The sequence below is a fragment of the Candidatus Yanofskybacteria bacterium genome, assembly GCA_003514055.1.
Classification (GTDB): Bacteria; Patescibacteriota; Minisyncoccia; order 2-02-FULL-40-12; family GWA2-44-9; genus UBA12115.
In genome coordinates, this window is the sequence record DOSG01000008.1 from 232,290 (window position 1) to 259,162 (window position 26,873).

At 42.9% G+C, this 26,873-nt stretch carries 22 protein-coding genes; 5 read left to right on the top strand and 17 right to left on the bottom strand.

The annotated features are described in order from the left end of the window. Positions 1–5: 5 nt before the first annotated feature. The 3 genes from DEG18_03465 to DEG18_03475 form a co-directional block, all read right to left on the bottom strand. Complete coding sequence (locus DEG18_03465) at positions 6–1,205, bottom strand: hypothetical protein (GenBank protein ID HBX58641.1); 1,200 nt, start codon at positions 1,203–1,205, stop codon at positions 6–8. A 21-nt stretch (positions 1,206–1,226) separates the two neighbouring features. Further along, positions 1,227–1,934 carry a glycosyl transferase gene (locus tag DEG18_03470; GenBank protein HBX58642.1) on the bottom strand — a complete coding sequence of 236 codons (708 nt, stop codon included), beginning with the start codon at positions 1,932–1,934 and terminating at the stop codon, positions 1,227–1,229. A 136-nt stretch (positions 1,935–2,070) separates the two neighbouring features. Further along, complete coding sequence (locus tag DEG18_03475; protein ID HBX58643.1) at positions 2,071–3,288, bottom strand: hypothetical protein; 1,218 nt, start codon at positions 3,286–3,288, stop codon at positions 2,071–2,073. A 37-nt stretch (positions 3,289–3,325) separates the two neighbouring features. Here DEG18_03475 and DEG18_03480 point away from each other — a divergent pair, with 37 nt between their 5' ends. Both DEG18_03480 and DEG18_03485 read left to right on the top strand, forming a co-directional pair. Further along, complete coding sequence (locus DEG18_03480; GenBank protein HBX58644.1) at positions 3,326–4,480, top strand: hypothetical protein; 1,155 nt, start codon at positions 3,326–3,328, stop codon at positions 4,478–4,480. 57 nt (positions 4,481–4,537) lie between these two features. Next, on the top strand, positions 4,538–6,043 hold the full coding sequence (locus DEG18_03485; GenBank protein HBX58645.1) for a hypothetical protein: 1,506 nt from the start codon (positions 4,538–4,540) through the stop codon (positions 6,041–6,043). A 43-nt stretch (positions 6,044–6,086) separates the two neighbouring features. Here the strand turns inward: DEG18_03485 and DEG18_03490 are convergent, their stop codons facing one another. From DEG18_03490 to DEG18_03555, 14 genes are all read right to left on the bottom strand, one after another. Then, entirely contained in the window at positions 6,087–7,457 is a 1,371-nt protein-coding gene (locus tag DEG18_03490; protein ID HBX58646.1) for a hypothetical protein, read from the bottom strand. Between the two features lie 220 nt (positions 7,458–7,677). Further along, positions 7,678–8,223 carry a hypothetical protein gene (locus tag DEG18_03495; GenBank protein ID HBX58647.1) on the bottom strand — a complete coding sequence of 182 codons (546 nt, stop codon included), beginning with the start codon at positions 8,221–8,223 and terminating at the stop codon, positions 7,678–7,680. Then, positions 8,204–9,328, bottom strand: a complete 1,125-nt coding sequence (locus tag DEG18_03500; GenBank protein ID HBX58648.1) for a hypothetical protein — start codon at positions 9,326–9,328, stop codon at positions 8,204–8,206. Before DEG18_03500 ends, DEG18_03495 begins: the two co-directional genes overlap by 20 nt. Positions 9,329–9,360: 32 nt before the next feature. Further along, positions 9,361–11,331 (bottom strand): hypothetical protein, encoded by a 1,971-nt coding sequence (locus DEG18_03505; GenBank protein ID HBX58649.1) that lies wholly within the window; start codon positions 11,329–11,331, stop codon positions 9,361–9,363. Positions 11,332–11,368: 37 nt separating this feature from the next. Continuing rightward, positions 11,369–12,121, bottom strand: a complete 753-nt coding sequence (locus tag DEG18_03510) for a hypothetical protein (protein ID HBX58650.1) — start codon at positions 12,119–12,121, stop codon at positions 11,369–11,371. Positions 12,122–12,138: 17 nt separating this feature from the next. Next, positions 12,139–13,194: a hypothetical protein gene (locus tag DEG18_03515; protein HBX58651.1), complete on the bottom strand. Its 1,056-nt coding sequence runs from the start codon at positions 13,192–13,194 to the stop codon at positions 12,139–12,141. Positions 13,195–13,280: 86 nt separating this feature from the next. Then, positions 13,281–16,682, bottom strand: coding sequence for a hypothetical protein (locus tag DEG18_03520; GenBank protein HBX58652.1), 3,402 nt, complete (start codon positions 16,680–16,682; stop codon positions 13,281–13,283). A gap of 732 nt (positions 16,683–17,414) precedes the next feature. Then, positions 17,415–18,401, bottom strand: a complete 987-nt coding sequence (locus tag DEG18_03525) for a hypothetical protein (protein ID HBX58653.1) — start codon at positions 18,399–18,401, stop codon at positions 17,415–17,417. A 114-nt stretch (positions 18,402–18,515) separates the two neighbouring features. Next, entirely contained in the window at positions 18,516–19,103 is a 588-nt protein-coding gene (locus DEG18_03530) for a hypothetical protein (GenBank protein ID HBX58654.1), read from the bottom strand. Positions 19,104–19,320: 217 nt separating this feature from the next. After that, positions 19,321–20,340, bottom strand: a complete 1,020-nt coding sequence (locus tag DEG18_03535) for a hypothetical protein (protein ID HBX58655.1) — start codon at positions 20,338–20,340, stop codon at positions 19,321–19,323. Then, positions 20,340–21,218: a hypothetical protein gene (locus DEG18_03540; protein HBX58656.1), complete on the bottom strand. Its 879-nt coding sequence runs from the start codon at positions 21,216–21,218 to the stop codon at positions 20,340–20,342. Before DEG18_03540 ends, DEG18_03535 begins: the two co-directional genes overlap by 1 nt. After that, on the bottom strand, positions 21,218–22,513 hold the full coding sequence (locus DEG18_03545) for a glycoside hydrolase family 1 protein (protein ID HBX58657.1): 1,296 nt from the start codon (positions 22,511–22,513) through the stop codon (positions 21,218–21,220). Before DEG18_03545 ends, DEG18_03540 begins: the two co-directional genes overlap by 1 nt. A gap of 140 nt (positions 22,514–22,653) precedes the next feature. Beyond that, positions 22,654–23,217 carry a peptidylprolyl isomerase gene (locus DEG18_03550; GenBank protein ID HBX58658.1) on the bottom strand — a complete coding sequence of 188 codons (564 nt, stop codon included), beginning with the start codon at positions 23,215–23,217 and terminating at the stop codon, positions 22,654–22,656. Positions 23,218–23,223: 6 nt separating this feature from the next. After that, on the bottom strand, positions 23,224–24,207 hold the full coding sequence (locus DEG18_03555; GenBank protein ID HBX58659.1) for a hypothetical protein: 984 nt from the start codon (positions 24,205–24,207) through the stop codon (positions 23,224–23,226). Between the two features lie 109 nt (positions 24,208–24,316). Between DEG18_03555 and DEG18_03560 the strand changes: the two genes are divergently transcribed. The 3 genes from DEG18_03560 to DEG18_03570 all read left to right on the top strand — a co-directional run. Continuing rightward, positions 24,317–25,657 (top strand): hypothetical protein, encoded by a 1,341-nt coding sequence (locus tag DEG18_03560; GenBank protein HBX58660.1) that lies wholly within the window; start codon positions 24,317–24,319, stop codon positions 25,655–25,657. A 77-nt stretch (positions 25,658–25,734) separates the two neighbouring features. Continuing rightward, positions 25,735–26,412 (top strand): hypothetical protein, encoded by a 678-nt coding sequence (locus DEG18_03565; GenBank protein HBX58661.1) that lies wholly within the window; start codon positions 25,735–25,737, stop codon positions 26,410–26,412. 3 nt (positions 26,413–26,415) lie between these two features. Continuing rightward, positions 26,416–26,873 (top strand): hypothetical protein (locus DEG18_03570; protein ID HBX58662.1); only part of this gene is annotated, 458 nt, incomplete at its 3' end.

A 26,873-nucleotide genomic window follows, 5' to 3' on the forward strand; every position in this document is an offset into this window, starting at 1 on the left:
CCAATCTATTTTAAATTAGTAAATTTATTAGGCAGTAAAACTTCTTCTATCAAAGTGACAGTTTCTCCATACATCCTTTCTAGGCTGAATTCTGCAACGGTCTTTTTACCCTCTTCGATAAATTTCTCCTTAAGCTCGGGCATATTGTGTAGAGTCTTGATGGCTTCAATCAAATTAAATTCATCATTATACCTGACCATAAAACCATTCTCGCCCTGGTTGATTATCTCTTTGTTGCCACCAACGGCAGTGGTAATCACCGGAACTCCGGCTGCCATAACCTCCAATATCTGATGGGAGAAACCTTCGTAGCCGGTATTGAGCACAAAAACATCAGAAGCGGCGAGATATAGAGCTAGCTCATCCTTGGTCTTGGCACCAACCACAAAAACTTTTCGATCCAGGCCCATGTTCTTAACCATACTTTCGAGAACTTTTTTCTCGGGACCATCGCCAATAATAACCAACCTGAAGAATTGTCCAACTTCGAAAAGTTTGGGCATAATCTTGATCAACATTTTAAAACCCTTCCACGGAACCAGTCTTCCGATAGAAACGATCACGTTGCCAGCTATTCCTATTTTCTTCCGAGCTTCTTCTCTGGCGATATCCAATGGCTTAAAATCGGTTCCGTTATATACGACTCTTATCTTTTCGCCATATACGCCCCAGCCCTTAACGACACCGGAAAGATATTCGGACGGCACGATTACGGCATTCGCGTTCTCGCATATTTTTTTCTGAATCTTATGAAGCAGTCCAATCTTGCCGCGTTTTGGTTCTTTCTGGAAATCGTTCACCATCAAATAAGTCTTTCCGGTGTTGATCGCCTTCTCCCAGGCACTGTCACCCACGATTTTGACGATAAATTTCTTCTTATAAGATTTGGCCGCCTTAAAGGCCCAGTAACCAGCGCTTATGGAATTGAGCGCTAGGACTAGATCGGCCTTCTTAGCCAATCTTCTGGCCTTAAGATAATACGACAGATATTTGATAACTTTGGGGGGCCTTCTCCAAACACGAACTATCTTAAATGGCAGACTATCATCTTCTTTGACTTTCCATTTATTGGTATATGTTAAAACGATCACTTGGTGACCATTCTCAGTGAGCTTCTTTCCCAAGGTTTTCGCATATGAAGCTGGCCCACCGATGTCGGGAGGGAAAATGCCAGTACAGATTAGGATTTTTGATTTTTCAGTCAAAAGAGTAATTTTGAATTTATTCTACTTCTGGACAAATAGATTATACCTGATTATGTGCCAAATGGCGGCAAGGCCGTCTTTCCATGTAATCTTCTTACCGTCGCCGTAGGTCCTGCCATGATAAGAAATGCCAACCTCGTAAATTCTAAGCTTATGTTTGGATATCTGCGCGGTTATCTCCGGCTCTATACCGAACCTTTCGGCGGTCAAACACGGTAATATCTCCTTTATAGCCTTCCCAGTGAAGACTTTATACCCAGTTTCCATATCTGACAAATTCAGATTAGTGAGTATGTTCGAAAGATATGTTAAGTATTTATTTGCCGCATAGTGCCAGAAATACAGTATCCTGCGAGGATGTACAGTGACAAATCGAGACCCATAGACTACGTCAGCGTGGCCATCTACGATAGGCTGGATAATAGTTGCATATTGATTCGGATCATATTCGAGATCTGCATCTTGAATTATAACGATGTCGCCAGTTGCCCCTTTAAATCCTTCTCGAATGGCGGCGCCCTTGCCTCGATTCTCAGCCATGAAAATAACTTGGTGTCTAGATTGATATTTTCTTAGAATCTCCCGCGTTCTATCTTTCGAACCGTCATCAACTAAAATTACCTCTTTCGAATATGGTAAATCGACCTTCTCCACGGTAGAGATAACCTTCTCTATGGTCTTTTCTTCGTTATATATCGGAATTACAATACTAATCTTTTTTATAAACATAAAAGGTAAATACTAAGCACTAAATTCTAAATCCTAACAATTAAGATCTCAGAACTTTTTTTACAGATTCATAAATACTAAATTCTAAGCCCTAGATCCTAAACAAATTATGAACCATAAGAATAAACTCTAAATATTAATTTGGAATGAAGTTATAGATTTCTTGGAACTTTTCAGAAATTGATTGCCAGCTATATTTATTTTTAGCCAATTCTCTGCCGTTCTCAATCAGCCTTCTCCTTAAATCAACGTCAGACAGAACCATTTTTATCTTCTTTGCCAAGTCTTCGTGATCGCCGACCCCACAAAAAAGACCAGTGACTCCATCTTCCAGAAAATCTACGATTCCACCGACACGAGTACCGATTATTGGCACACCCACAGCCATAGCCTCCAAAAATGCATTACCTAGCCCTTCCGAATAAGATGGCCTGGCAAATACATCGGCCATACTTAAATAACCCGGTAGATCTTCGTAGTAGATATCCCCGGCGAAGATGATTCTATCAGACACGCCCAACTCTACGGTTAGACTCTCTAGCTCGTCAGCCATTGGCCCAGATCCGATGATCACCAACCGAGTCTTTAAATTTCCGATAACCTCATCTAGCCGAGCAAAGGCCTTTATTAAAACATCGACGCCGTTCTTAGGTACCAATCGCGATACAGTCATGACTATTCTTTCATCTTCGCGAATATTTAATCTCGACTTCATCTCTGACCCCTCAAAATCTAGTTTCTTGAATAAGTCCGAGTCGACTCCGTTGGGTATCACGATTATAGTTGCTTTCTTATTTAATTTTCGAGCAAATTCGGCCAGATAGTTGCTAATGGCCGTTATCTTATCGGACTTTTTGATGACTAGGCCTCTCATCATCTTAAGAAGCGCGCCTTGGCTATCCAACTCTTTCCCTTCTTGAAGTGTTGTGATTAACGAAACGTTGGGATCGAAGATCTTAACCAGGTAAGCGGCGATCGCGCCGTAGGAAGCTTGATATGCGTGGAGACGGCTATAGACACCGTAGCAATGGCGGTCTTTTCCGGCAGTTGCCGGAGCGAAAAGACCGCCATTGCCGGCGAGGCTGCGGGCTTTGAAAAAGCCGAGTATCGGGAGGAGATATTTATCGAATTTAAATCCCAGCCCCAGCCTATGGACTTTAATATTGCCTACTTGTTCGGTCTTCTTGTTGGCTCTCGAGAAACGGGCTGTAATTAAATCAAAGCTAATCTCAGGAAGCCTTCGGCAGATTTCTTCCATGGCTATTTCTGAGCCTCCGATCATTGGCCTAAAAGCCGTGGAAAATAGTAAAATTCTCTTTGATTCTGGTTCCATTTTATGATACCATCGTCTCATAAATAAGGGCTTAGTTCAACCTAATTAGCTAGATAAAATGAGGATTCTATTCATTATCACTCAATCAGAGTTTGGCGGCGCCCAGCGCTTTATTTTTAATTTAGTAAATAAGCTAAGAGTTGGCCCAAAATACGAGATTACCGTGGCCACGGGAAGCGATGGCGGCGGCAACCTGCTAAAATCAGTTCAGAATATTGGCCTACCGATTCACGAGATTAAGCATTTAAAACGAAATATAAGCATCGGACACGATATACTTGCGATATTTGAGATTAGAAATTTAATTCATGAGACTAAGCCTGATGTTCTATTCTTAAATAGTTCCAAGGCTGGCTTTATCGGCGCCCTAGCGGCAAAGTTTCCAATGCGTATCAAAAACTTAAAGATTGTCTATCGCATTGGCGGATGGACATTTAATGATCCCTGGCCAAATTGGAAGAAAAAGATGTGGGCTATCCTAGAGAGAATTAGCGCCCGCTGGAAAGATTATATAATCGTCAACTGCAAATCTGACTACGATCAAGCTCACAAACTAAAGATTCGCCCCAGGAACAAGCTAGTCTTGGTTCATAATGGCATCGATCCGTACAAAATCAATTTACTCACCAAAGAAGAGGCTAGGCTAAAATTATTTGAGAAAATCTCTAGACAATGGGGCAAGGTGTTCCAGGTTAAAAGAATCGTCGGCACCATAGCCAATCTCTACCCGGTCAAAGCTCTTGAATATTTCGTAGAGACCGCTGATTATTTCAAGAAAGACGAAGATACTATTTTTGTAATTATCGGCGAGGGTCAAGAATATGAGAGACTCCAAAGTCTGATTAAGACCAAAGGCCTAGAGAAAAGCGTGTTCATAATTAGTCAGCCGACTGAAGCTAGTCAGCTTCTATCCGCCTTTGATGTATTCGTCCTCGTATCTATTAAGGAAGGCTTCTCCTGGAGCCTTCTAGAGGCTATGACCGCTAAATTACCAGTGATATCCACCGACGTTGGTGCCGCCAAAGAGATGATTGAGGATGGTAAGAACGGATTTGTAGTGGAAGCCAGAAAACCAGAACAAATAGCGGCCAGGATAAAGGAGATATTTGATAACAGTCGCCTACAGCAAGAACTTGGCATCCAAGCCCACCAGACCGTCCTATTCAAATTCAGCCTAGATAAGATGGTCAGCCAGATAGAGAGCTTGCTATAGTTTCTCTATCTGGAAATTCTAATTATTAAAATCTAAATCCTAAATAGTCTAAGGTTTATGGATAAAGCTATAGGAAAATTAGCGCTAGTCTGTCTTTTTGTTTTGATCGGATCGCTGATGATCCACGGCCTTTATTCTATAAACCAAGATATCGGGCGACACATTAAAATCGGCCAAGTCATATGGGAAACAAAATCTGTCCCCGACACAAATCTTTTTTCCTTTACCGTCCCGAATCACCCGTTTGTTAATCACCACTGGCTCAGCGAACTGTTCTTCTATGCTTTGAGCAGTATCGTCAGTCTCAAGTGGTTCATCATTTTTAAGGCCATTCTTAATTTATCAGCATTCTTGATAGTCTACACGGCCGTGAGAAAAAGATCTTCCGTAAGCGCGATATTGCTACCGTTCTTCCTTGCGGCCATGGTCTTCGTAGAAAGAACTGACGTTCGTCCAGAAATCTTTAGCTATCTATATCTGGCACTGTTCCTATACATATTAATTAAGGCTAAATATGAGGCTAGATATCAATGGCTCTATGCTCTACCATTCATACAAGTCCTTTGGACAAATTATCATATCTATTTCGTTCTCGGTCCAATTATGACTCTATTCTTCTTAATTGATCGTTACGCCCATGACAGAGAGAATCGTCAGATACTAAAAACCTCGGCTATCGTCTTCGGCCTGACTTGCCTAGCGACGCTAATCAATCCGAGCTTTGTTACCGGAGCTCTTGAGCCGCTTAACATAATGCGCGACTATGGCTACAGTATCGTCGAGAATCAGTCTATATTTTTTCTTACCGATTACGGCATATCAAAATTCACTATATCCGTATTCGAACTATCGATAATCGCTTTAGCTATAAGCTTTTTCGTAGCACTCAAAAATGGGGCCAGAAAAATTACATTTGAAGCTCTTACAGCAATAACCTTCGCAATTCTTGGCATCTACATGATAAGGAACTTTGGTCCTTATTCACTTGTCCTGGCAACTATCGGATCACTAAACTTCGGATACGTTAAGTCGGAAATCAAGGAACGTGGACTGACGATATTGTACACGTTAGCCACTATCATCATCTTGCTAGTAACACTTCAGGTTATCAATGGGAATTTCTACGCCTTCACCGCTAGTGGCAAGAAGTTTAATCTTGAAGTTCCGACTGGCGCCGATAATGCAGTTAATTTTATAAAACAAAATAATATTAGGGGGCCGGTTTTTAATAACTTCGACATAGGCAGTTTCATGATATGGAAGATGTGGCCGGATGAGAAAGTATTTGTTGATGGCAGGCCCGAAGCCTACGGCGTAGACTTCTTCGAAAAAATATATAAACCCATGCAGGAGAGTCCCGAAACCTGGGCCAGACTATCAGAAGAATATAAAATAAACTACATTCTATTCGCTCATACCGACATAACGCCCTGGGCCCAGACATTTCTAAACTATATCATCACCGATAAAAAATGGGCTATGGTATATATAGATAATAACTCGGTTATATTCTTAAAAGATACCATCGACAACAAGGCCTTGATTAGTAAATTCCGTAAATAAAAAGACGGTACTGATTCTCTCAATACCGTCATGTCTCGTTATCCTAGAAATCTCCGGTGGCACCACCGCCACCAGAGGAACCGCCGGCGAATCCACTAAATGAAGAATCGCTGCCTCCGCTATCATGACTACCACCACCGTAATACGAACTATCCAAGTGTGTCGAATGATCCGACCTATAAATAGTGCCACTATCCGACGAATATCTCGGCGGATTGAGAAGATTATCGGCGATAACAAGTAGGGCATAGATGGATACCCAATTAGGGTTAACCGTCTTAGACTGATTTTCAGCATCACTTAATTTACCTTCTGCTTGGGCAATTTGTCTATCATCGACAATAGCTTTTCCTCGAACAGTTCCAACTTTCTTCGGAACAGACTCGAGAAGTTCTTTCGATTTCCTCTCGGCTTCCTTTCTTTCACGAATTTTTGATTCAATACTACTAATCACTGCATCGGGAGAAATTCGAGCAAGACCACGGAGAACATCTCCGAGAGCATACAATCGTCTCTCCAAAGCACTCAAATTATCTTCTTGAGCAATTGCAAGGGCGTTGAGATTGCTTTCAATATCAGAAACTATTTGTGGAAGAGCGGCCAATTTGTCATTTGCTGCCCTATATTCGTCTAGCGGAATTTCTTCGGCCAGTTGTTCCAGTCTTGCCATCGCCGGAAGATATTTTACACGGATAGTTGCTATACCTTCTCGGCCAACATCCATACTATTCTTGATTAAATCTTTGAGCTCATTGCGACGGCGCCTTCGATATAGAAATACTACGGGCGGACCGAATAAAACTGTCAGGGCGAGCACCACAAGGAATATATATTTAAACGCTACCGCGAACTCGGCATTTACACGAGCCCGTTCCTCTTCTTGCCTTCTCTTCTCTTCGGCTCGTGCTTCAGCCCGTGCTTGAAATGGTTTTGAGCCCAAATGGTCAATAATCCCATTGACCGTAGCTTCTGTGCCTGCTGGCCAATTATTAGCCTTAAAGTTCGGAATTGCGTATTGCCGAATTATATTACCCGACGTAATGTCAGTAAGATCCGGCTCAAGCCCATATCCGACTTCAATGCGAACCTTGCGTTCAGCCGGTGCTAAGAGCATCAAGACACCATTGTCTTTGCCTTTTTCACCGATACCCCACTGAGCAAAGAGTTTACTTGCGTAATCCTCTATTGGCATATCGCCAAGCGAAGATACGGTCACCACGGCCAGCTCGATGCCCGTAATATCACGATAAGATCGTAATCTAGATTCCAAATTCTTAGCCTGATCAACAGTCAAAACATGAGCAAAATCATTCACAAAACCAACTGGCCTGGGAAAAACTTGGCCCAGAGCAGCATTGGTCATCAACAGAATAGATATTAACACTAGGCCGATTCGAGCTTGTTGTCTCATCATCCTGTGTCTCCTGTCCTGATTGGAAAGTTACTAGAATTAACCGATGGGCATATTATACAACTAATTCATTAAAAATCAAGGTTCGCTATGTTGGCTTCAAGAAACCACGCACCCTTCGATCATAGAGACATTGCTCCCTTGGGCCAAAACATTCTTAAACTACATTGTTACTGATAAGAAATGAGCCATGATATATGTCGATGATGACTCGGTTATATTCTTATTTCCCGATGGCGGCCTTCGAAACCAAGAAGGCCGCCATCATAATAAGCACCGACAGAGCGATCAGAAACCTGCCAAGACCGAGTGCGAATATGCTACCAATAATTGTAGCCGATTCTCTTTCGGGCTCGTAACTAATTAAATTATCAGGCGACCCGACGTCGGCTGAAGGCATCGACAATATCTTGCTGTCATAATGGCTTCTGCCAGAGACACTAACGAGATTGCCATTAAGCGATTCCGGAACTGGAGAGCTAGTCAAACTTGGAGTTGGCGTGGGGCTAGAAATAAAAAAATTACCTACCGAACCAAGTTTCTCTGAATAGATCTTCGCCTTCGGAGTAGGACTGATCAAGCCAGAGACAGCGCCAACTGGACCAATTTGGTTAATCGAGCTAGTCGCCTCTTCGACAACGCCGCTAAGCGTATGGCCCAAATCGCTAGATAGTCTACCGGTAATCTCAGATGCCTCTGCAGACGAGAAAAACCAAAGACCTGCAACCAGTAAAATCGGGCTTAGTAGCCTATATGCTTTGAAAGCCATAATTTGTGTAGTATGGCCCACCGATAGAGCCAGGCGGTATCCTAACCTCGACAACGACTTGCACTTGTCGACCAGCAGTCACGGCATCTAAATCGCTACTAAGCTTCATTGGATTTGAATAAGTGCCAGAATTGTTTACGATAATCGACCTATTGGGAACATCAGCATTAGATGATTGGACCGAATATATCCTCACATTATTAGCAGTAGCTATTATATTAGATCCGCTAGACCAATCATCAAATTTCAAAGACAGATCCTCTTGATTCATCGGAACCGTGATATCGAAAGCCCATTTCCAGCCATGATCGAAGTTCCCATCGGCTATCGCCGAACTCCTGAGTATAGTTATATTAGTTACCGATATATCACTGACATCGCCTGGCTCGCTCGTTGACGTGGGAGATGGACTTGGCGATGAGACCGGAGAAGGTGTTGCCGTAGGCGATGAACTTGGTTCAGGCGTTGGAGAATACGATGAGCTTGGAGTCGGCGATGAAGATGGAGTAGACTCTAAGCCGTCGAACCCAACTGACAAAGATATGAGATCATGGCTTGTATGGGTCTCAGCTGAAGGATTTCTGAAAGCAAGAAACCTTATCTTTAAATTATTAATCTTGGAAACACTATTTACGATATCCGTCAGATCAAAGTTATCGATGACATCATTATTCAGGGCCCCTTCCGTTGTTAGTAATAATTGATGAGAGAAATCTACGCCATCCCAGATTTCTAGCTTAGCTCCAGCCAGAGCCCCAGACCTTCTATACTTATGGGATATAGATACGGAATTTATAGTTGAGTCTCCCGCAATGTTGGGAGAAAAGATAAATTCTAGATATTTACTTTCGTCGTAGGTGCCATCGTTGGGCCAAGGTTCGTTACTCTGGATACGAGTATTATCGTTAGCGCTTAATTTAGATATATCGATAGCACTAAAACTAGCCGAAACGTCGGAGCTATCATCAAAACCGTTGCTGATTGTATAGTTCTGATTAGTACTCGCACTAATATCAGACGATGTAGTAAGCCAGCCAAAACCCCATATAGAGACGCTCACTATAAGAATCGCGGCAGAAAAAGATTTTTTCAGCTCATCGTTCATGCGATACCAATGTTTCTTACATTATAACTCCACTACTTGAGCCCATCAAGAAGCTTAGCAAAAGCCTGAGCAAGCTCGGCGTCTAGTCCAGGCAAAGACATCCCATCTTTTATATTTTTCAACGCTTCGTCACGATCATCCATCGCTCTATACGTCACGGCCAAGTTATAATAAGTTGTCGGATCCGATGGCTTTATTCTCTTAACCTCTTCTAGCATTTTTATAGCTTCCTCGGGCTGATTGTTTTTCGCATATATTGAGGCTAAATTCTGGTAGGCAAACGGGAAGTTATTATCCTTCTCGATAGCAAGCCTATAATATTCCGTCGCTTTCTCGGTATCCCCTCTGTCTCGATAGATGTTTCCGAGATTGTAGTATGGCTGAGGATATATATTATTTTTGTCAGCGATAATCTGCTCATATATTCTGGCCGCATCGTCTAGGCGACCCTTATCTGAGTATATATTACCTAGATTATTCAATATTCTGATGCTTCCGGGATTATATCTAATTATCTCTTCATAAAACGCTATGGGATTACCCCAGATTAGGTTTCTCCTTATCGATTGGACGGCGAAAAATAACAGATAACCAATGACAACCAGCCAAAATAGCCAAGTCATCACCGCACAAAGGCGCCCTTTGTATCCGCCAGGGGCGGATAGGCGCCGACCGCCTTCGCAAGATTGTAAGATGCCCCACAGCTTGTCCAAGTAGAAGGCCAATAACGCGAAGAATCCGATCAATGGCAGGTATAGCCAATGCTCATAGATGATGGCATTAATCGGAATTATGCCTGAAACCATACTTAAAGACACAAAGAACCAGGACCAACCGAAGAACCAAATCCTAAAGTTAGAAATTTCCCAATGGCGGTCTTTGAAGCCTAAAAGACCGCCATTGCCAGCCGAGGCGATCTCCGACCCCCGAGCTTGGAACTTTCGCATTTCTTTTCTGCTTATATGCCGGTCTTTGCCTGCCTGCGCAGACGGGCCGCCTAAAAGACCGCCGTCTAAATATTTAGGGCTTAGTGCTTCCTTTCTGTATAAAATGACCCCGATAGCCACGATCGCCATTATTGCTAGAAATCCGAGCCAGACTGGCCATTGGAAAAATGAAGTATGTACCGAAAAATCCCTTTCCATGTGCAAACCCGTAGGAACAAATATAAGCCTTATATACTCGAGAAATACATGGAAGAAAGTATATATTCTATAAATTAGATTATCGGCATAAACATTCGAAGCATTGTAGAAGTTGAGGGTATTCTGAAAATTGAGGACGGTAAGTCTCAGGATTCCATAGACTCCGGAAATTGCGAAAAATGGAATCGCCTTAACGATCCCCTGCCACAAAGACTTAAAGAACTTGTCTCGAGAAAGGAAGGATACGTAGAAGACTACCAGAAGTACTGGCAGTAATATGGCCGTCTCTCGGCTTAGAACGGCTAGAATCATAGATGCGAGACCTAACGTCCGATACAAGACCTTTTTGGAGCTATCCACATTGATTCTAATGAAAGCCGCAAGAGCCAGAAGCATAAAGAAGACGGACATTGGATCTCCACGGCCAGATATGTATGACACGGCTTCAACTTGGAGTGGACTCAGCAGAAAAAGCATAGACGCAAAGAAAGAGATAGTCTTCTTCCGAAATACGTACAGAAGGATCAGGAATGCAAGTATGGCATTAAAAACGTGGAAGGCATTACTGAGTAAATGATATCCGAAAGGATCGGTGCCAGAGATCGCATAGTTAAAGGCGAAAGTTAAGAGAAGAAAGGGACGATAATAGTTACTATTTAGGCCGAAACCAGACAATACGTCTTTAGTAAATATTTCCTTGAGATGAGAGAAATCATGAACATAATTATTGCCCACTATCCAGTCATCATCGTCCCAGAATAGCCCGTTGTTAAGATTAAAGGCATAGACCCCCGCGCCCAACAACACGATGAGGGCAATCAGCCCAATATTCTTTTTTATTGTATCAGTAAAAGACATGAAGTAATTATGCCAAGAATGAAGGAGATATTGTACGCTATTTAATCAGATCTTCTAGTCGTGCAACATTAGTAGCGGCTTCTTGATTAGACGGATATCTAGTAGCCAAGTCCCTCCACTGGTAAAGCGCTCCGGAAAGATCCATGTTCTTCTCTAGATAAATGGCATAGGCCTTAACTAGATCATACTGCCCCCCACTTTTGTCTATGCCGTCTTTATATATGTTCTGAATCTGAACATGTGATATTTTAAAATGGTTTAACTCAAGAGAAATATAGTCGGTCCAGTGACTTACCACGTCTGGCCTCAATTGTGTTGACTTCTGGATTGCTAGAAGAGCTGAGTCATAATCTTTCATAATGACCAGCAACGACGATAGCTCAGCATATGTAGCCGCAGACAGTGGATTCGCGGGGTCAGATTGAAGAGCTAGCTGATAAGCCGTCTTTGCAGCTGCATAATTTTTCAGACCAAGTTCAGCGCGGGCCAATGCTTGATACCAAATAAATTTGTCACTAAGCGTAGTTTCGCTGCTAAATCGTTTAATAACCTCCTGTGCCTGCTCCTTACGTTTCGTATAGACTATCTCTTCTTTAGTAAGAACTCTGCTAGGTTTTGCCGCGTTTGGCGTAGACGTTGGACTGACTTCTACCTTGATATCTAACGAGTTCACCGACGGAGAAGGCCCTAAAAGAGATGTCGGTTTATCCTTTTTGAAATAAATACTCGCCACAGCTACGATGGCAATCACAATAATGCTAATCGCTATATAGATGTTTTTCTTTTTCATGGTAACAGTTTAAACAATTATCTAGAGTAACTCGACACCTGACTTACTGAAGTATATTCGGATCCCCTGGAATACCAATTGAACTCCATAGAATTAACGCAAAAAACCTTTTTGAAGAAATCGGCATCATCAATCAGGGCTTGCGCACTCGTAGTATTAACCCAATGCAAAATACCTGCATCTTCTCCGGTAGTTTCTATCCCATACACCTTCTGGTCATCAGTTTCACAGTTTCTGATCAACCCAGACGTTACCATAGTATCTCGTACAGTAGAAGTTATGCTTTTAACCTTATTAAATCCACCCAGGTGGCCATAGAAATTGAATATTATCGGATTAAGGAATAGCCTCTTGTAGCCCCAGGCATTCGCTATATAGATATCGGGGTCAGTAGAGTTGATCGCTGAGATCGTATCCCCTTCGGTTAGATTTATGGCGGTCAGACTAGTAAAGCCCCTCGAAACTGGAGTAGCCATATTGACTGGATTGGGATTGCCGCTAGGAGTCGGAGAGAAAGATGGACTTGGCGTAGCAGAAGGAATTGGGGTTGGCGTGACTACGGTTCCCGGAAGCGTGACAGCATTCCCATAAATAGGTACGCCGACTTGCGTTACAGACTCAGTATCACCGAAGATAAGATTCTTGAAACCAACTCGTACGATACCGGTCGCCGATGATGACGGTGTACCACGAATCATGAACGTCTTTGTCGTTTGATAGTTTATCGTAATCTGAGAGAAAGAAAGAATATCTGGCTGATCGCCTGTCGCTGGATATTCTTTTACAACGGTATTGGCGCCAGCAGTTACGTTGTATACAACGATGTTGGCAAAATTCTGTAAACCATTAATCGTATCAGTTCCGAGCTGAAAACCAGTAAGATGAAGGTCGCCAAATGTAGATGAGATATCAATCTTCGCCAAGTCAGCGAGCTGAGCATTTACATCGAGAGACTTTGCTGGAGGCGTACTAACATTAAGTACCGCGTTAACCGTTAATCCATCTGCGTTAACAGCTAGAGTGGGTAGACCCAGACAAACGACCGCTATGAATAATCGTAATGAGTATCTCATAGTACAATAATATCATAATCTAGTTTCCGTGTAACCAAAAACCGCCCGAAGGCGGTCTTTGGTTTTACTTATCTAATACCGAGGTGCTAGATAGATAGTGACTGGCTAGTACCAATCGTCTGTATTAAGTAGTCGTTCATCCAATCATCCGTTGAAGTCGAGTGGGTAACAGCTGAGCTGTCAGACCATACAACTGAAGGCGATGTAGAAGATAGAGTACTTCTTACGACCACAGCGTCATCCGTGATAGCTGAGCTAGACGGGTTAGCTATAGACGTAACGATTGATGCAGGAGCTACTGGGACCGCAGTGACATCCACCTGCAACCTGTAAACGTGACCAATTGAATCAATCGGTCTCTCGTTAGTGAAGGTAAATGCTACCTGTCCGGTTCCAACTGCGACTAGATCTAGATCAGCACTGGCGCTAGCGATAGAAGTCAAGCTGCTAATGTCTACGCCATCTTCGAAAAGTCTGTAGTCAGCGCTTAAAGCAGAAGAACCTCCTCCGATTTGGACGTTAACGGACTTAGCGATAGTGAATACTAATCTGTCTAGGTATACCGCCTGACTTCCAGATGAGGTTACCTTCGTTTGGAAGATATCCTTCGCACCGGTTGCTAGGCTAGAACTCGATAAGGCTTGGTTAGCGAATACCGGGTAAGCAGTGTGGGAGATGATCGAATTACCGGTATAAGTTGCCGTAGCATAACCATTTGCGGTAGTTATGGTTCCAGAACTGTTGCGATATTTCAACCCATCCAATCTCACGATTACTAAACCTCCAGTATCGTTACGGCTAATACCAACATCTGCTAGCTGAACGGAAACTGTAAATGTCTGCTTTCCATCGGTCTGAGCTAACACCTTATTAACGCCAACGAAGGATGCTGATCCGGTTGTTGGGTTAACGGTGGCAGAACTCAACAAGACACCATTTCCATCCTTGAGCAATAGATTCGCTATTGCGCCAGATGAAGAAGCTGCTGTGCTTGAAAGATCTACATAGACCTCATCAAGAGTGTAGTCGTCATAGGCTGGTTGGAGTGTAAACGAATATGCATTTACTGTATCTCCGCCCTTAGCTAACCTACTACCCGCGATCGAACCGTTAGCCTTGGTTAATGAACCAGCGGCATAAGTAACGGTCTGACCATTAACACCAGTAGCAGTTGATGTGGTGCTAGAACCGGTAGTTATACCGACTGCATCCATCTCAAAGTTCATATAACCAGCTGCGACTGTTGAAGTTAAGTTTGACCAAACCTCAACCTGGTAGGTCTTGTTCTTAGGCATCGTGAAGTTGACCGAGTAGCTGTTACTTGCAGTATCAGACAAGGTCGTCTTGACTGGCGATGTGTAAACCAATGTTCCAGCATCGTTGTAAACCTTCAAATAAGTATCCGACAAGTTCGAGGCTTTCATTGTGCTACCGCTGTTATCAGAATCCAAGTTAATCGTATTGACGCTTAGGTCTTCTGACGAAGCTGCTGCCAATGTGAAGTGGCCCATCTTGAAGTTATTCTTCGGAGCCACAACTGACTGGTTAGCATATCCACTGTACTTACCAGCTGAGAAAGAGCCGGTCTTTACGGTAACGCTGTTGCCAGTCTTTGCTGTGATATCAGTATAGTCCAAAGAAGTCATTCTCTGAACTGTACCTGTGGTTGCAACAATATTCGCAACGATTGTGTCGTTAGCGGCTGTATTGTCTGTACCATCGGCATCGTAGACGTCAGCTCTGACCTCCAACATTTTTGGAGTGCCTGGCGTGACTATGAACGATGAACCAAATGTGTATTCGGTGAAGACGGTTGACCAGCTATCTTCATTTAGGCTCTTAGTCGAACCGATCTGGACACCATCCAAAAAGATAGCTCCATTTCTTAATTGTCCAACATTCGAAGCTGCTGTCGATCCGCCATTACTGCTGGTGAAGCTATACTTCATGCTCTCAACTTTCATCTTCTCACCAGTAGCTTTGACTTCAAATTTAGCCAAGCTTACACCGGAAGCTCCCTTAACAACATCTCCCGTAGCTGAGTCGGTAGCCTTTGTAAAGGTAAGGACACCAGCTGCGATAGTCTGCGTTCCAGCGCTAGAAGCGGTGAAGGTTGTGCTATTGACCTGAGTTAAGATCGGCTGACCATACTGAGTGTCAACAGTGAAGAAATCTGGGGCCTGTCTAACAGATAGGTAGAAATTTCTACCAGAACCATTTATGACATCGGCCATAACCTTAACTACTCTTCCACCAGTTTCCAATCTGACTGGAGCGCCAGTTAAGTCAAATAGAACATAACCATTGCTGTCAGGTAGAGAAACGGCTGAACCCTTCTGAACTCCATCAACATATAATCTGAAGTTCTGAACATCGCCACTGTTTATTGAACCGATAACTCTGAACTGAACGCTCATGAGATTAGCAGCTCTAGTGTTAACGGTAACGGTATTCTGCCAAACATTTATGTCTGAGGCAGGGCTCAAGCTTGTGTTAGTAGAAACGCCATTGGAAGTTGCCAATGAAACTGTTCCTAATGTTGCATTCGCAGGAGTGAATAAGTTACCAGATACACTCGCATTCATGCCGTTGAATTGAACCAACTGCACGCCTACTGTATTACCGGTACTGGTAGCATCCAAATCAGCTCTTACAGAGATGGTCTTTGAACCAGAAACTGTAAATATTCCAACTGAATCGTTGAAGCTGATAACACCACTTGCTACGCTAGCGGCATCAGTTAATCTCTTTGCGCCATCGTACAAGTAAACATTGGTCAAATCAGTATCGGCTGAAACGCCAATTCTGTTGAGTTTCAAGCTGGTGACTGTGCCACTACCAGTGAAGGTAAAGTGAGCTAAGTCTGCAGCAGCCTGACCCTTGACTAATGTTCCGGCAGCCGGATTATCAGAGGCTAAGCCAACTGACAAATTCGTGCCTGGCTGGACTGAACCACCTCTTGTGTAAACAGGAATCTGGTTAACTGAGGTGTAGTCTGAACCCTTCTGGTACCAGTTGAATTCATTCTGGTTGATGACGAAAACCTTTTTAAAGAAGTTCGGGTCATCGGCAACGGCCTGAGCTCCGGTTGTGTTCACCCAGTGTAAAACTGCAGTGTCCTCACCAGTTGACTGAAGACCGTAGACCTTCTGATCACCATCGAGTCTGAACAATCCCGATGTCGGGAAAGCATCTCTGGCGACAGCTGATACGTTCTTAACGTTGGCGAAACCGCCAAGGTGACCGTAGAAGCTGAAAATGACTGGGTTCAAGAATAATCTCTTGTAGCCCTGTTCATTTACGATATAGATGTCCGGATCTGACGAACCAGCAGCACTAATAGTGTTGCCTTCTGTTAGACCGTAGTCTGACGGCATCGCGGCATTCGCTACTGGAGCGAGTACTGCGAAACCTGATAACGACAATATAGTCGTTATGGCGGTAAGAGTTGCGACAACTCTCAAAGCCCTTTTCGATAAATTACTCATTTTATTTTTACTTTTACTTTTGTACTGGGCTGTATTATCTATCGCGTTAAGCGAGGATAAATCGACCAGCGACAGAACAAAAGATTTTTATTATCAATTAATTACTCTTCATCCATGTAATCTTTCTGTAATTTCTTTAACGACACCTTTACTAAAATAATCTCTTTCGAAACTACCCAAGATGTCGACGAGTTCTGCTAAGCCTACTTATACGCTTTCGCGTGGTGAGATTCATCATGTTTCGACCTAACAAATCTCGGCTAAGTGGCCTATCGACTGCAAAACCCTATATTACTCAATATATTAACTTTCTATACTTGATCTAATTTTCAACGATCATTCCTGATCTGCCCACCTCTACAAATCTATTTGACTTGCAAGGGTGGACGTACCAGCCTTCACATAAACAATAAAGCAGCCAAAACCTGGCTACCGTGCGTTGTTTTCTGCAAATTTATTGCTCATATTTATAATTGTTTTTGGTTCTATTTTGACCACTTGTTGGCTTAAACCCTTATTATTATGACTAGTCTACGTGGTCTGTTTAATACTAGCGCAAACTACCTAAAAAGTCAATTGGTTTTCTAATTAATTTTAAGGCAGCTTTTTGGCTCTTATTGCTCATATTTATGAGCAAACGTACACAACTTCTACTAATGAATAAATTATACTTTTTAAGTTTGGCGGCCACAATAGGCAAATTGTGGATAAACAAAGGATTTAGGCCGACAATTAAAAACCGGCAGCGCTATTCCTCTGGCCAGGCGTTCCATTAATCGCATTGCCCTTAGAATCAAGGCCATTCTTAATCAATCCATTGTTCGACCTCCAATTCGATCTATCATTACTAGAAGCTGACGGATCCACTCTTTCCATAGAACTCTTGGTCTCGTTATCTCCGGCAAACCAACCAGACGAACAGTTCACCTCGTCTATGATTTGGCCAGCACTATTTACTAACTGGACGGCCTCGCCGCTGTTATTAAGGCCAGCCTTACTGAAGCTAACAGCCAGATCAGCCCAAACGTCAGAGATCGTATTGTTGTCGGTCCTTTCTATTAAATAATAACCTCGCGCAGGGATACTCTTTGATAAGCTCAACGTGAAGCCGCCATCTGCTGTTTTTAGTGACAATCCCGAAAGACTGACTGCAATTTCGTTTGGGTTGTACAATTCGATCCACTCATCGTTAGTCGCGGCAGAGGTCCCCATCCAGGCAATTTCATTTATAACGACCGCGCGCGGTGAGGTAGTTAATTCTGGCGCTGGCGTAGCAGATGAAGTAGCAATAGGTGTCGGTGTTGAACTTGGTGTCAAATTTGGTGTCGGTGAAACTGGAGCTGACGATGGACTTGGCAACGACGCAGATGTTGGCCTTGCAGATGGTGACTGCAATACGACGGGAGCGGGAGTAATCACAGGAGACACACCAGCAGTAATAGCCTGAGGACTAGGTGACATTATTGGTGACAAGCTGGGCTTTGGTGACATTATTGGTGACAACTTCGGTGACACGAGCTTGTCACCTATCTTGTCACCAATAATATTAGCGGCTAAAGGAGTGTCCGCGCCGCTTAGTGAGTCGACGGAAAAGTAATCGCCGTTATCCGAGTTAAAATACGTAACTGTTTTTTGAGATAGCAAAAAGACGCCTAAAAGCGCCGCGGCAGAGATGAAGAAAAATAGGAAACGTAGTTTAGACGAATTTTCGTCTTCCATGTTTTATTCAGTATAGCAGAATAGTGTCGTTCATTAAATACGAAGGGCGCCTTTGAGGCCAAAAAGGCGCCCTTCGTATTTATTTCGCTGACTGAAAGACCGCCATTGATATTATTAGCTGACTTCGACGGAATAGCGCACCGCCTTATTATCTTCCTTCCTTTGGATAAAACCCTGATCGGTGAGTTCCTTCAGGCTCCTCTTCACGGTTCTCTCGGATATAAGATTGAATTCTTCGATTACTTGCTTGGTCCTAACGCTTGGGACCTGCTTGATGAATTCGAGTATTCTTTCTTTCGTAGGAGAAAGATCTTGGTTTGCCTGTCGTTGAATGAGATTCTTTTTCTGCGGTAATTTCTGAGCTGGGACTTTCTTGATCAACTTATCGCCATCACCTTGCACCTCACTAGCAGATTTAAGAATGTCTAGCTTGAGTCTTAGAAAATTTTTCTTAGCCAAAAGTAGGGGACCAGGAGATACGGTTTTGAGATGCTCTAGGTAATCAAGAGTTTCTAACATCTTATCAATCGGATTGATTATTCTTTTTACTTGCGACTCCCCTTCGGTTTTTTTATAAACTACGATGAGCTCCGAAAGATTCAAATACATTTTACGCACAAAGAAAGGATCTTTAGTCCCCGCCATTAACTTTGCCGTAGATACAAGGCATCCAATAAATTTGTTGACTCTATCCTCTGCCATTTGATTGATTACATTAAAGTAGTTATGAGAAGTTTAGTCAATACGGATGATGGCTACAAGAGGAACACAACGGCGGTCTTTGCCGCCTAAAAGACCGCCATTAGCCCGAACGAGAGGTTAGCCATTGCTATTAAGGCAGCAAAAAACGAAGAGTATCTTTTCGTTTTATATAAGAACGCCCCTACAAGGGGCGTTCTTATATTCACTTAGATAGTGGCTATTTGTTCTCGTAGAGAAGCTTAGCTCGATCCCAATATTCAGGATGGCCATGTTCGCGCATCCAATACCACCATTCTAAACCCCAAAAATATTGTTGGTCAAAACCAGATCCATTTACTAGAGCGATCATCTCATTGAACTTATCGATGCCCATGCGGTCAAGCAATACTTCCATAGGAGCTTCTATGATTGGCTGTAATAACCACGGCTCAGATGATACCTCAATAGCGATCATCGGCTTGGTTCCTAATATCATTTTAACTAAATTCTTTTTCATATTGAAAAACCAGGGACCGATAGGATAGCGGAAGGTCAGATCGAATTTACGATTCCAAATATATAGATACTGGCTAGTTCCAAAAACATCTCCGGCCTGGTAAGCGTTGGCCCAGGTACCGAACTCACCACTATCGGTAACTAGAATTTTTCTTGATGGATCTAGCTTCCTGACTAGCGCAATCTCTTTCTGTAGAAACTCTTTATCTAGATCTCCACAATGCATATTACTGAAGAAGGCCAAAAACGGTTCATTCTCGACCTGCCAGTATTTTATATTCTCATAACCCTTGTATCTGTTTACGACTACCTCAATTATCTCTAAGATTTTCTCTTGTTGTTTATCCTTGGGCAGATCTTTGGCCCATTCAGGGACATGGCATTCTGGCCAGCCGGGAAGTCGTCGGCCCACAGCCAAGATTACAGATGCATTTCTCTTCTTGGCTTCGTTCATCTGAAAATCTAACTCTTTAAAATTATATTTATCGTCCGCTGGTTCAGTTAGCGGCCAATGAGCTGAGAAACGGAAATCTCTAACCTTCAACTCGTCCAGTGACGCGAGATAAACTTTCTTCCAGTCTAATTTCAGCTCATCTGAGTGAAATTTACTAAAAGACGCTCCACGAACAATTTTGTCCGGATCGGGCTTAGAATAATCAAAGGAGAGCAAGAGCAATAGAACAACAATTGCTGCTAATGTTAAAAATATTTTTGACGATATGATTCTTTTAAATATCTGCATTATATTTTAGTAAATAAGATTAAGAAGCCATCAAGGATAAAAATTAGTCCAGCTATTTTTATAATCATAGACTTGCGATCTAGATTTTCGCCAATTCCAGGGATAATCTGCCTAAATGCGATCGCAATCATAAATACAAAGAAATATTGAAGGCCAGACAGTCCATTTATTAGAGCGGCGTTGCCCTTGTAGATAGCGTAATAGAGAATTATAAATCCAGCCGCTGCGATAATCTTATTTGCCAGGAAAAGGTATTTAGACGAGCTAGACGACTGTCGAAAAGATGCAAAAATTTCTTTACGAGCATTAATAAAAAGAAGAGAGAGTAGTGCCGCGGCAACAAAGCCCATGCGTGTCCAGAATATGCCATTGATAAGGTCTGAATGTGAGAATGCCCATTTTAGTAGAGTGAAAGATAGGCCCGAGAAGGCACCGGCGATGATGGCTATGCCTAACATTTTCCAGTTCATGCGACTCAGAATGAGCATACCAAAAACCATCAGACCAAGAGCCACAATATGGGCCTGGTTCAAAACGCTAGCATCCAGAATTAGATACGAGAAAACAAATGTGAAAACCGCAGTGGAAGCGCCGACTTTGGTCGAAGCCGATGTTATTTCTCCAATTCTTATAGCTCGATAAAGGAATATTAGGCCTAGAAAAAATGCGGCGCCGGAGGCAATGGCCACGGCCAAGAAAGACCATCCAGGGAAACCAACACCAAAAGGGATTAAGACCACTGTCGTTATGCTCAACAAGGCTACCCAAAAAGAATAGGCGAAGGGCCTAGGTATTGGAGCGTGTAGTAAATATTTATCAAAAATGAATGCAACTGCGTTTATCAGATACGCCGCTAGAGCTAGATATAGCCAGGTCATTAGTATTCAAAGTTATTGTCTCTACATATTTTAGCATATTCAAGAGCAGAAGAACGAATCTTACGAGATTGATTATGGGCATAATCAATCTCAACCAAGCCGAAACGTGGACCATAGCCATGATGCCATTCGAAATTGTCTAAAAGAGACCAATACATATAGCCTCGGACATCAACTCCATCTTGCATTGCTCGCCAAATCCAATAGAGATGATCTTTTATAAACTTTTCTCGACGAGAGTCAGCCGCATCGGCAATCCCATTTTCAGTTACGTAGACCGGCTTATTATATTTAGTCTTTAGGCCAGCTAGAACTTTGCATATACCTTCAGGATATATTTCCCAGCCCATATCTTCGACATAATCTAGCTTTGGTAAGACAGAATAGCTTCCTGGTAGTCTTGCAATGTTGTAATAATTAAGACCTATAAAATCATAGTAGGGATAAGCCCTAGAGAGAAGAAAGAAGTTACGATAATATTCGACTAACTTGCCCAGCCCTAATATCTTTAGATACCATGGCGCGACAATCCAAGCATTATTTTCCGTAACTCCAATTTGGGGCTCCTTAATATTATGCGACGCATGGGGAACCTCGGGCTCAGTCGGCGGAACATACTCTTTACTTGATGGCGCGGTCGGGGATTGGGAATATATTTCTTTAATCGTTTTATAGGCTAATATGTGCGACCGAATAATGTTCTTATCGACTCGGAGCATCTTTAAAAAACTTCTAAACTGAGGCGGCCATATGCCTCTAAAATAAGCCATTCCAGAATAGATCGTAGTCCCCTCGTTAAAAGTTATCCACAGGCTGGCATCATCTCTCAAGCCCTCAACTACAAACCTTACAAACCTTACAAAACGTTCTGGTGATTTCTTATTTAGAAATCCTCCATCATTGGCAAACCAAACTGGATTAGTAAAATGCCACAACGTGATCATTGGCTCTATCCCCCGCTCTTTGAGCGCCCTGACTACCTCTATGTAATGCTGCATCGCTTTCTGATCAAACTTACCTTCTTCTGGTTCGATGCGTGACCACTCAATCGAAAGACGGTGAATATTCTGGTTCAACTGTTTAGCTATATCAAAATCTTCTTGATATCTATTGAGGCTATCGCAAGCTAGGCCAGATACGAAATCGGCCGAGCTAAGGCCTTGCGCCTTAAGCTCACCCGCCCTCTTCTTAGATTTCTCCCATTCCGACCAATCGTTATAATTATTTCCTTCGATTTGATGAGATGAAGTAGCGCTCCCCCACCAAAATCCTTTTGGAAATTCTATTTTCTGCATATTGATATCCTAACACAAACGACGTAATCATCTAGCCACTCGAGCATACAAAGGGCGCCCCATAGGGGGCGCCCTTTGTATGCTTTTCTATAAACTAAGTTTTAAGTCACTACATCTACGACATGTATGCCTCAGGATCGTTACTGAGCAGAGGCCTGACCCGGAGTGACACCCAAAAGCTCGATCTCGAAGACTAGCACCGAATTGGCCGGAATCTTTCCCATTGCCTGCTCTCCATAACCGAACTGTGGCGGTATAATCAACTTTCTCTTGCCGCCGATCTTCATGCCAGAAACGCCAACCTCCCAGCCTTGTATAACCTGGCCCGCACCAATAGTAAATTCAAATGGCTGATTTCTGTCGTAAGAGCTATCAAACTTCGTACCATCGAGAAGAGTCCCCACGTAGTTGACCTTGACGCTATCGCCTTGCTTAGCCTCAGCGCCTGTACCAACGACTAGGTCTTGCCCGGAGATTTTATCCATTGGGATTTGATCTGCTGATGGATTTTGAGATTGCTGATCTCGCGGTGGCTGTCCTTGATCTCCGGCTGGCGTGCTCGATGGCGAAGCCGAAGGGCTCGGTAGCGGCGAAGTTAAATCGATTATAGAGGCCACCGGAGAATTTGTTTTGGACAGAAAAAACCACACAGCCGCAGTCACAAAAACTACCAACACAATTAAGATAAAAGTATTTTTTATCATTTATAATTACTTTTTTACTGGTAAGTATAGCTTAGGATCAATCGTTCTGTCAAAACATTTCTCGCCAATCGAATGTTGCCAGTTTTCATCATATGGAGAACTATCAATTTTAGCCGTGCCAGCAGGAGTCACTCCCTCGTCTCCAGTGGCCGCTTCGAAAGCGGCGCAAAGCTTAAACTTATAATTAGGTTTTTGGTTAGTGACTACTTCATATCGATAACTCGCTCCCGTGCTAGGGTCGCTAGGGACAACCCATCCATTAAGCGGGTCGTTGATATCGTTTAGATCTATTGGCAGCTTCTCGTTGTTCATCCAATATTCAACTATGCGACTCTGTATCACGCTTAGATTGGAAACCCTCATGTCATCCATCTTGATCTTCCTCTGATTAGTGGGTAGCCCGATAATATAAATGCCAAATGCGATCGCAGCTGCAACGACAACGATAACTAACCACGAAAGCCATTTTATATTCTTCGAACTGGGATCTCTCAATTCTAGTATATAGTAGTAGAACGATGAACCAGCTATAAATAATATGGCCAAAGCCTTGAGTATGAATCTGACGGTCAATTCCCCGCCCAGAAGACCCCTGAATACGGCTATAAAATCACCAACTACGACTATGGCGGCGATGAATAACGTTAAATAGATTAGCCATTTTCTTATCCTCATCTCTTGCTTCTCGGCATGTCTTAAGATGTCTTTTCTTAAAAATCTAGCTATAAACAGGAAGATCGGGAAAACGATTATTAAGAACGAGAGGGGCCCAATCATCATCTGATAATAACTGCTGCTATTAACGACAAAGCCGTTAGTAAAAACTAAGTCTGGGTAATATCTGTTTATTATTTGAAAGACTAATATCCCGAAGCTTACACAACTGGTTATTAGGGACACCAGAGCCGCCAGGTACAGAAAGGTATCTCTCGGTAGGTTTTTTCCACTACTTTCGACCATTCCATGATTATTTGGGTTCATATTTTCCATATGTTAATCCTAGATGAATTAGGCATATAAAGCAAAGGCATACCGAGCGCGTAGATCGAATTAGTTTTCAACTTCTATTTTTATCGATTTGCAGATATAATTGCATGATATGGAAGAAGAAATAATAACCCCACAAAAGAAATCTTGGAAAATTTTCCAAACTAGAAAGGGCATTGCTCTACTTATTATCATCGGGATACTCGTCGCTGGATCCGCTAGCAGTTATTTCATTTTCAAACATAAACTCAGCTCAGACAATTCTGCCAGCATCTCTTCTGCTCAAAACAAGGATATCTATGTACAATTTCTGAGCGAGATATGGGATACGATAAAGACCAGCCACTGGGAAAAGCAGCAAGACGACGCCTTAGCCAATTTATACAAGCTAGGTACGGAAAAAGTTATTGGAAAACCAGTCGACGTAACGCCCAAAACGAAAGAAGACGTTCAAGCAATGACAGAATTGGCAATGAAAGATATGGATGCGACCAAAAAGAAGGAATTCGCAACATCGCTGTCGGATATAGTTCTTGCCAATCTAAAACCATTCGGTAGGTCTAGATTATTCGGACAAAAGCAGCAGGAGGATCTTAAGAATACTGTGGAAAATCGTGATCCAAATGCCGACCTATACGCGACTCTCGATGTCGAAAAAGATGCCACGAAAGAAGAAATAGATAAAAAATATACAGAGAAAGTTAAAACTGTAGATGCGACCAAACCCGAAGGCAAGCAAGAGCTGGCGAAATTAGAACGAGCAAAAAATGCCCTAGCCAGTCCCGACGCCAGAAAAGCATACGACGAGATCGGCGTCGAGCCCACGGTTATTACCAAGCTGATTAAGCCAGATATATTTTACATGCACATAACTAAGGTTTCTCCGCAAACCTTCGATGAGTTTCAGAAGGCTGCGAATTCAACAGATAAGCAAAATTTAAAATCGTTAATAATTGACCTGCGTGGCAATATTGGCGGCGCAGTAGATATACTCCCCTATTTCCTAGGACCATTTATCGGACCAGATAATTACGCCTATGATTTCTTCCATCAGGGAGAATATACGCCGTACAAGACTAAGATTGGCTGGATGCCGAGCCTAGTAAAGTTCAAGAAAGTTGTAGTCCTGATAGATGGCGAAAGCCAATCTTCGGCCGAGATTATGGCCGCTACATTTAAGAAATATAACGTTGGGATTGTCGTTGGAACCCACACTAAGGGCTGGGGAACAATCGAACAATTAATGCCAGTGAAAACCGTTCTCGATTCTAAAGAATCATATTCGATACTGATGGTCCACAGTCTAACCCTTCGCGACGATGGACAACCAGTCGAAGGCAAAGGCGTTGATCCGTTAATAAATATCACAGATAAAGACTGGGATAAACAACTCATGGAGTATGTCAGCTCTTCGAATTTAGTTGAAGCGGTTAAAGGATTCATCAAAAAGTAATACTCGACTCACTGGACAGAGTCGCCAAAAAGCGGTAAATTCACGCGGGTTCTTTGACATGCTTAGGGGCATAAACAATGGAAATACCAAGCATTCCCGATAAACACATGGCCAGACTTGCCTTTGTTGGCGCTGACTACGTAAAACGATTTGCTGAAGATTGGTATGATCGAGCATTCAGATCAAGCCTAGGCGAACGAGTAAGACGCATCCCCGCTTCAGGAAAAGCTGTCATCGAGCCATTAACATATCTGCTCCACAGCTACTTCGCAGAAAGATTTCCCGACGATACTCCGACTAAGAAATTTCTATCCAGCGTGCTCGAAGATCTCCCTTCTGAATTTTGTAAGCGCATGCTAGATGATGGTCTCGTCGAAGACCATGCTCAAGAGCAGGTCATCGACGTGCACGCCATCAGAGTTAAGCCGATTTTCGAACTTTCGGATGAAGAGCTAGCCGACGTACTGGCTTGGTTTAGCAAACTGAATCCAGTCGAACAAGCACAGGCAAAGAGATTTATAACCGAAGCCTCTCTCGATGAACTAAGAAAAATCTTGGCCGTGGACGATGAGTTTCGAGCCAAGTTAATGAGCTTATTCGCCGCAGAGGTCAGGCCTTCAATACTGTCGGCTGTACGAAAATTCATCAAAGAACAAAGCTTAGAATTGTCAGATGTCATTCGACAAATGAATGCCATGATTGCGACACAACGCAAACGCCTCCGAGAAAAACGTCTCGGAAAGGAAGGAAGGTAGGCCGTGAAAGATCTGCTAAATCTCGTCGGAAACAGTGCTGGGCTAGCCTATGAAGGCGGAGCCTGGGCGATTTCGGCTTACATAGCAAAAATCAAGAGAGCGTTTACGGTTTTTGGCTTTGGCCTTATCGCGGCGGCTATATTGTTCCTGATAGGATCTCTGACCAAAACCGGCGCACTCTTCAGTGTCGGCATTATCATTGCCCTGTTCGGGCTTATCTATTGTCTGCTCATTTTATCCATAGTCATTATTGGAGCAAGAGTTGTAGCCAAAAAAGTCCCAGAAGTCGGCAGATTTATTGGCTCCTTGATAATGGTTATTATCTTGTGGTCTTTCATAGCACTCTATGTATTTATTACCCATGTCTGGGAACAGCCATTGCTGTTCGCTGGGTTGCTAGCTACTGCAGGACTGATCTCCATAATCACCGTCCTCGTTGGGGACGTAATTGACCTGAATGC

Excerpts from the sequence above, each read along its gene's own strand:
- DEG18_03480 (HBX58644.1), top strand. The coding sequence starts at position 3,326 with ATGAGGATTCTATTCATTATCACTCAATCAGAGTTTGGCGGCGCCCAG.
- DEG18_03505 (HBX58649.1), bottom strand. The coding sequence starts at position 11,331 with ATGTCTTTTACTGATACAATAAAAAAGAATATTGGGCTGATTGCCCTC.
- DEG18_03485 (HBX58645.1), top strand. The coding sequence starts at position 4,538 with ATGGATAAAGCTATAGGAAAATTAGCGCTAGTCTGTCTTTTTGTTTTG.
- DEG18_03515 (HBX58651.1), bottom strand. The coding sequence starts at position 13,194 with ATGAGATACTCATTACGATTATTCATAGCGGTCGTTTGTCTGGGTCTA.
- DEG18_03555 (HBX58659.1), bottom strand. The coding sequence starts at position 24,207 with ATGGAAAATATGAACCCAAATAATCATGGAATGGTCGAAAGTAGTGGA.
- DEG18_03510 (HBX58650.1), bottom strand. The coding sequence starts at position 12,121 with ATGAAAAAGAAAAACATCTATATAGCGATTAGCATTATTGTGATTGCC.
- DEG18_03490 (HBX58646.1), bottom strand. The coding sequence starts at position 7,457 with ATGATGAGACAACAAGCTCGAATCGGCCTAGTGTTAATATCTATTCTG.
- DEG18_03560 (HBX58660.1), top strand. The coding sequence starts at position 24,317 with ATGGAAGAAGAAATAATAACCCCACAAAAGAAATCTTGGAAAATTTTC.
- DEG18_03525 (HBX58653.1), bottom strand. The coding sequence starts at position 18,401 with ATGGAAGACGAAAATTCGTCTAAACTACGTTTCCTATTTTTCTTCATC.
- DEG18_03540 (HBX58656.1), bottom strand. The coding sequence starts at position 21,218 with ATGACCTGGCTATATCTAGCTCTAGCGGCGTATCTGATAAACGCAGTT.
- DEG18_03470 (HBX58642.1), bottom strand. The coding sequence starts at position 1,934 with ATGTTTATAAAAAAGATTAGTATTGTAATTCCGATATATAACGAAGAA.
- DEG18_03565 (HBX58661.1), top strand. The coding sequence starts at position 25,735 with ATGGAAATACCAAGCATTCCCGATAAACACATGGCCAGACTTGCCTTT.
- DEG18_03475 (HBX58643.1), bottom strand. The coding sequence starts at position 3,288 with ATGAGACGATGGTATCATAAAATGGAACCAGAATCAAAGAGAATTTTA.
- DEG18_03520 (HBX58652.1), bottom strand. The coding sequence starts at position 16,682 with ATGAGTAATTTATCGAAAAGGGCTTTGAGAGTTGTCGCAACTCTTACC.
- DEG18_03545 (HBX58657.1), bottom strand. The coding sequence starts at position 22,513 with ATGCAGAAAATAGAATTTCCAAAAGGATTTTGGTGGGGGAGCGCTACT.
- DEG18_03495 (HBX58647.1), bottom strand. The coding sequence starts at position 8,223 with ATGGCTTTCAAAGCATATAGGCTACTAAGCCCGATTTTACTGGTTGCA.
- DEG18_03535 (HBX58655.1), bottom strand. The coding sequence starts at position 20,340 with ATGCAGATATTTAAAAGAATCATATCGTCAAAAATATTTTTAACATTA.
- DEG18_03500 (HBX58648.1), bottom strand. The coding sequence starts at position 9,328 with ATGAACGATGAGCTGAAAAAATCTTTTTCTGCCGCGATTCTTATAGTG.
- DEG18_03530 (HBX58654.1), bottom strand. The coding sequence starts at position 19,103 with ATGGCAGAGGATAGAGTCAACAAATTTATTGGATGCCTTGTATCTACG.
- DEG18_03550 (HBX58658.1), bottom strand. The coding sequence starts at position 23,217 with ATGATAAAAAATACTTTTATCTTAATTGTGTTGGTAGTTTTTGTGACT.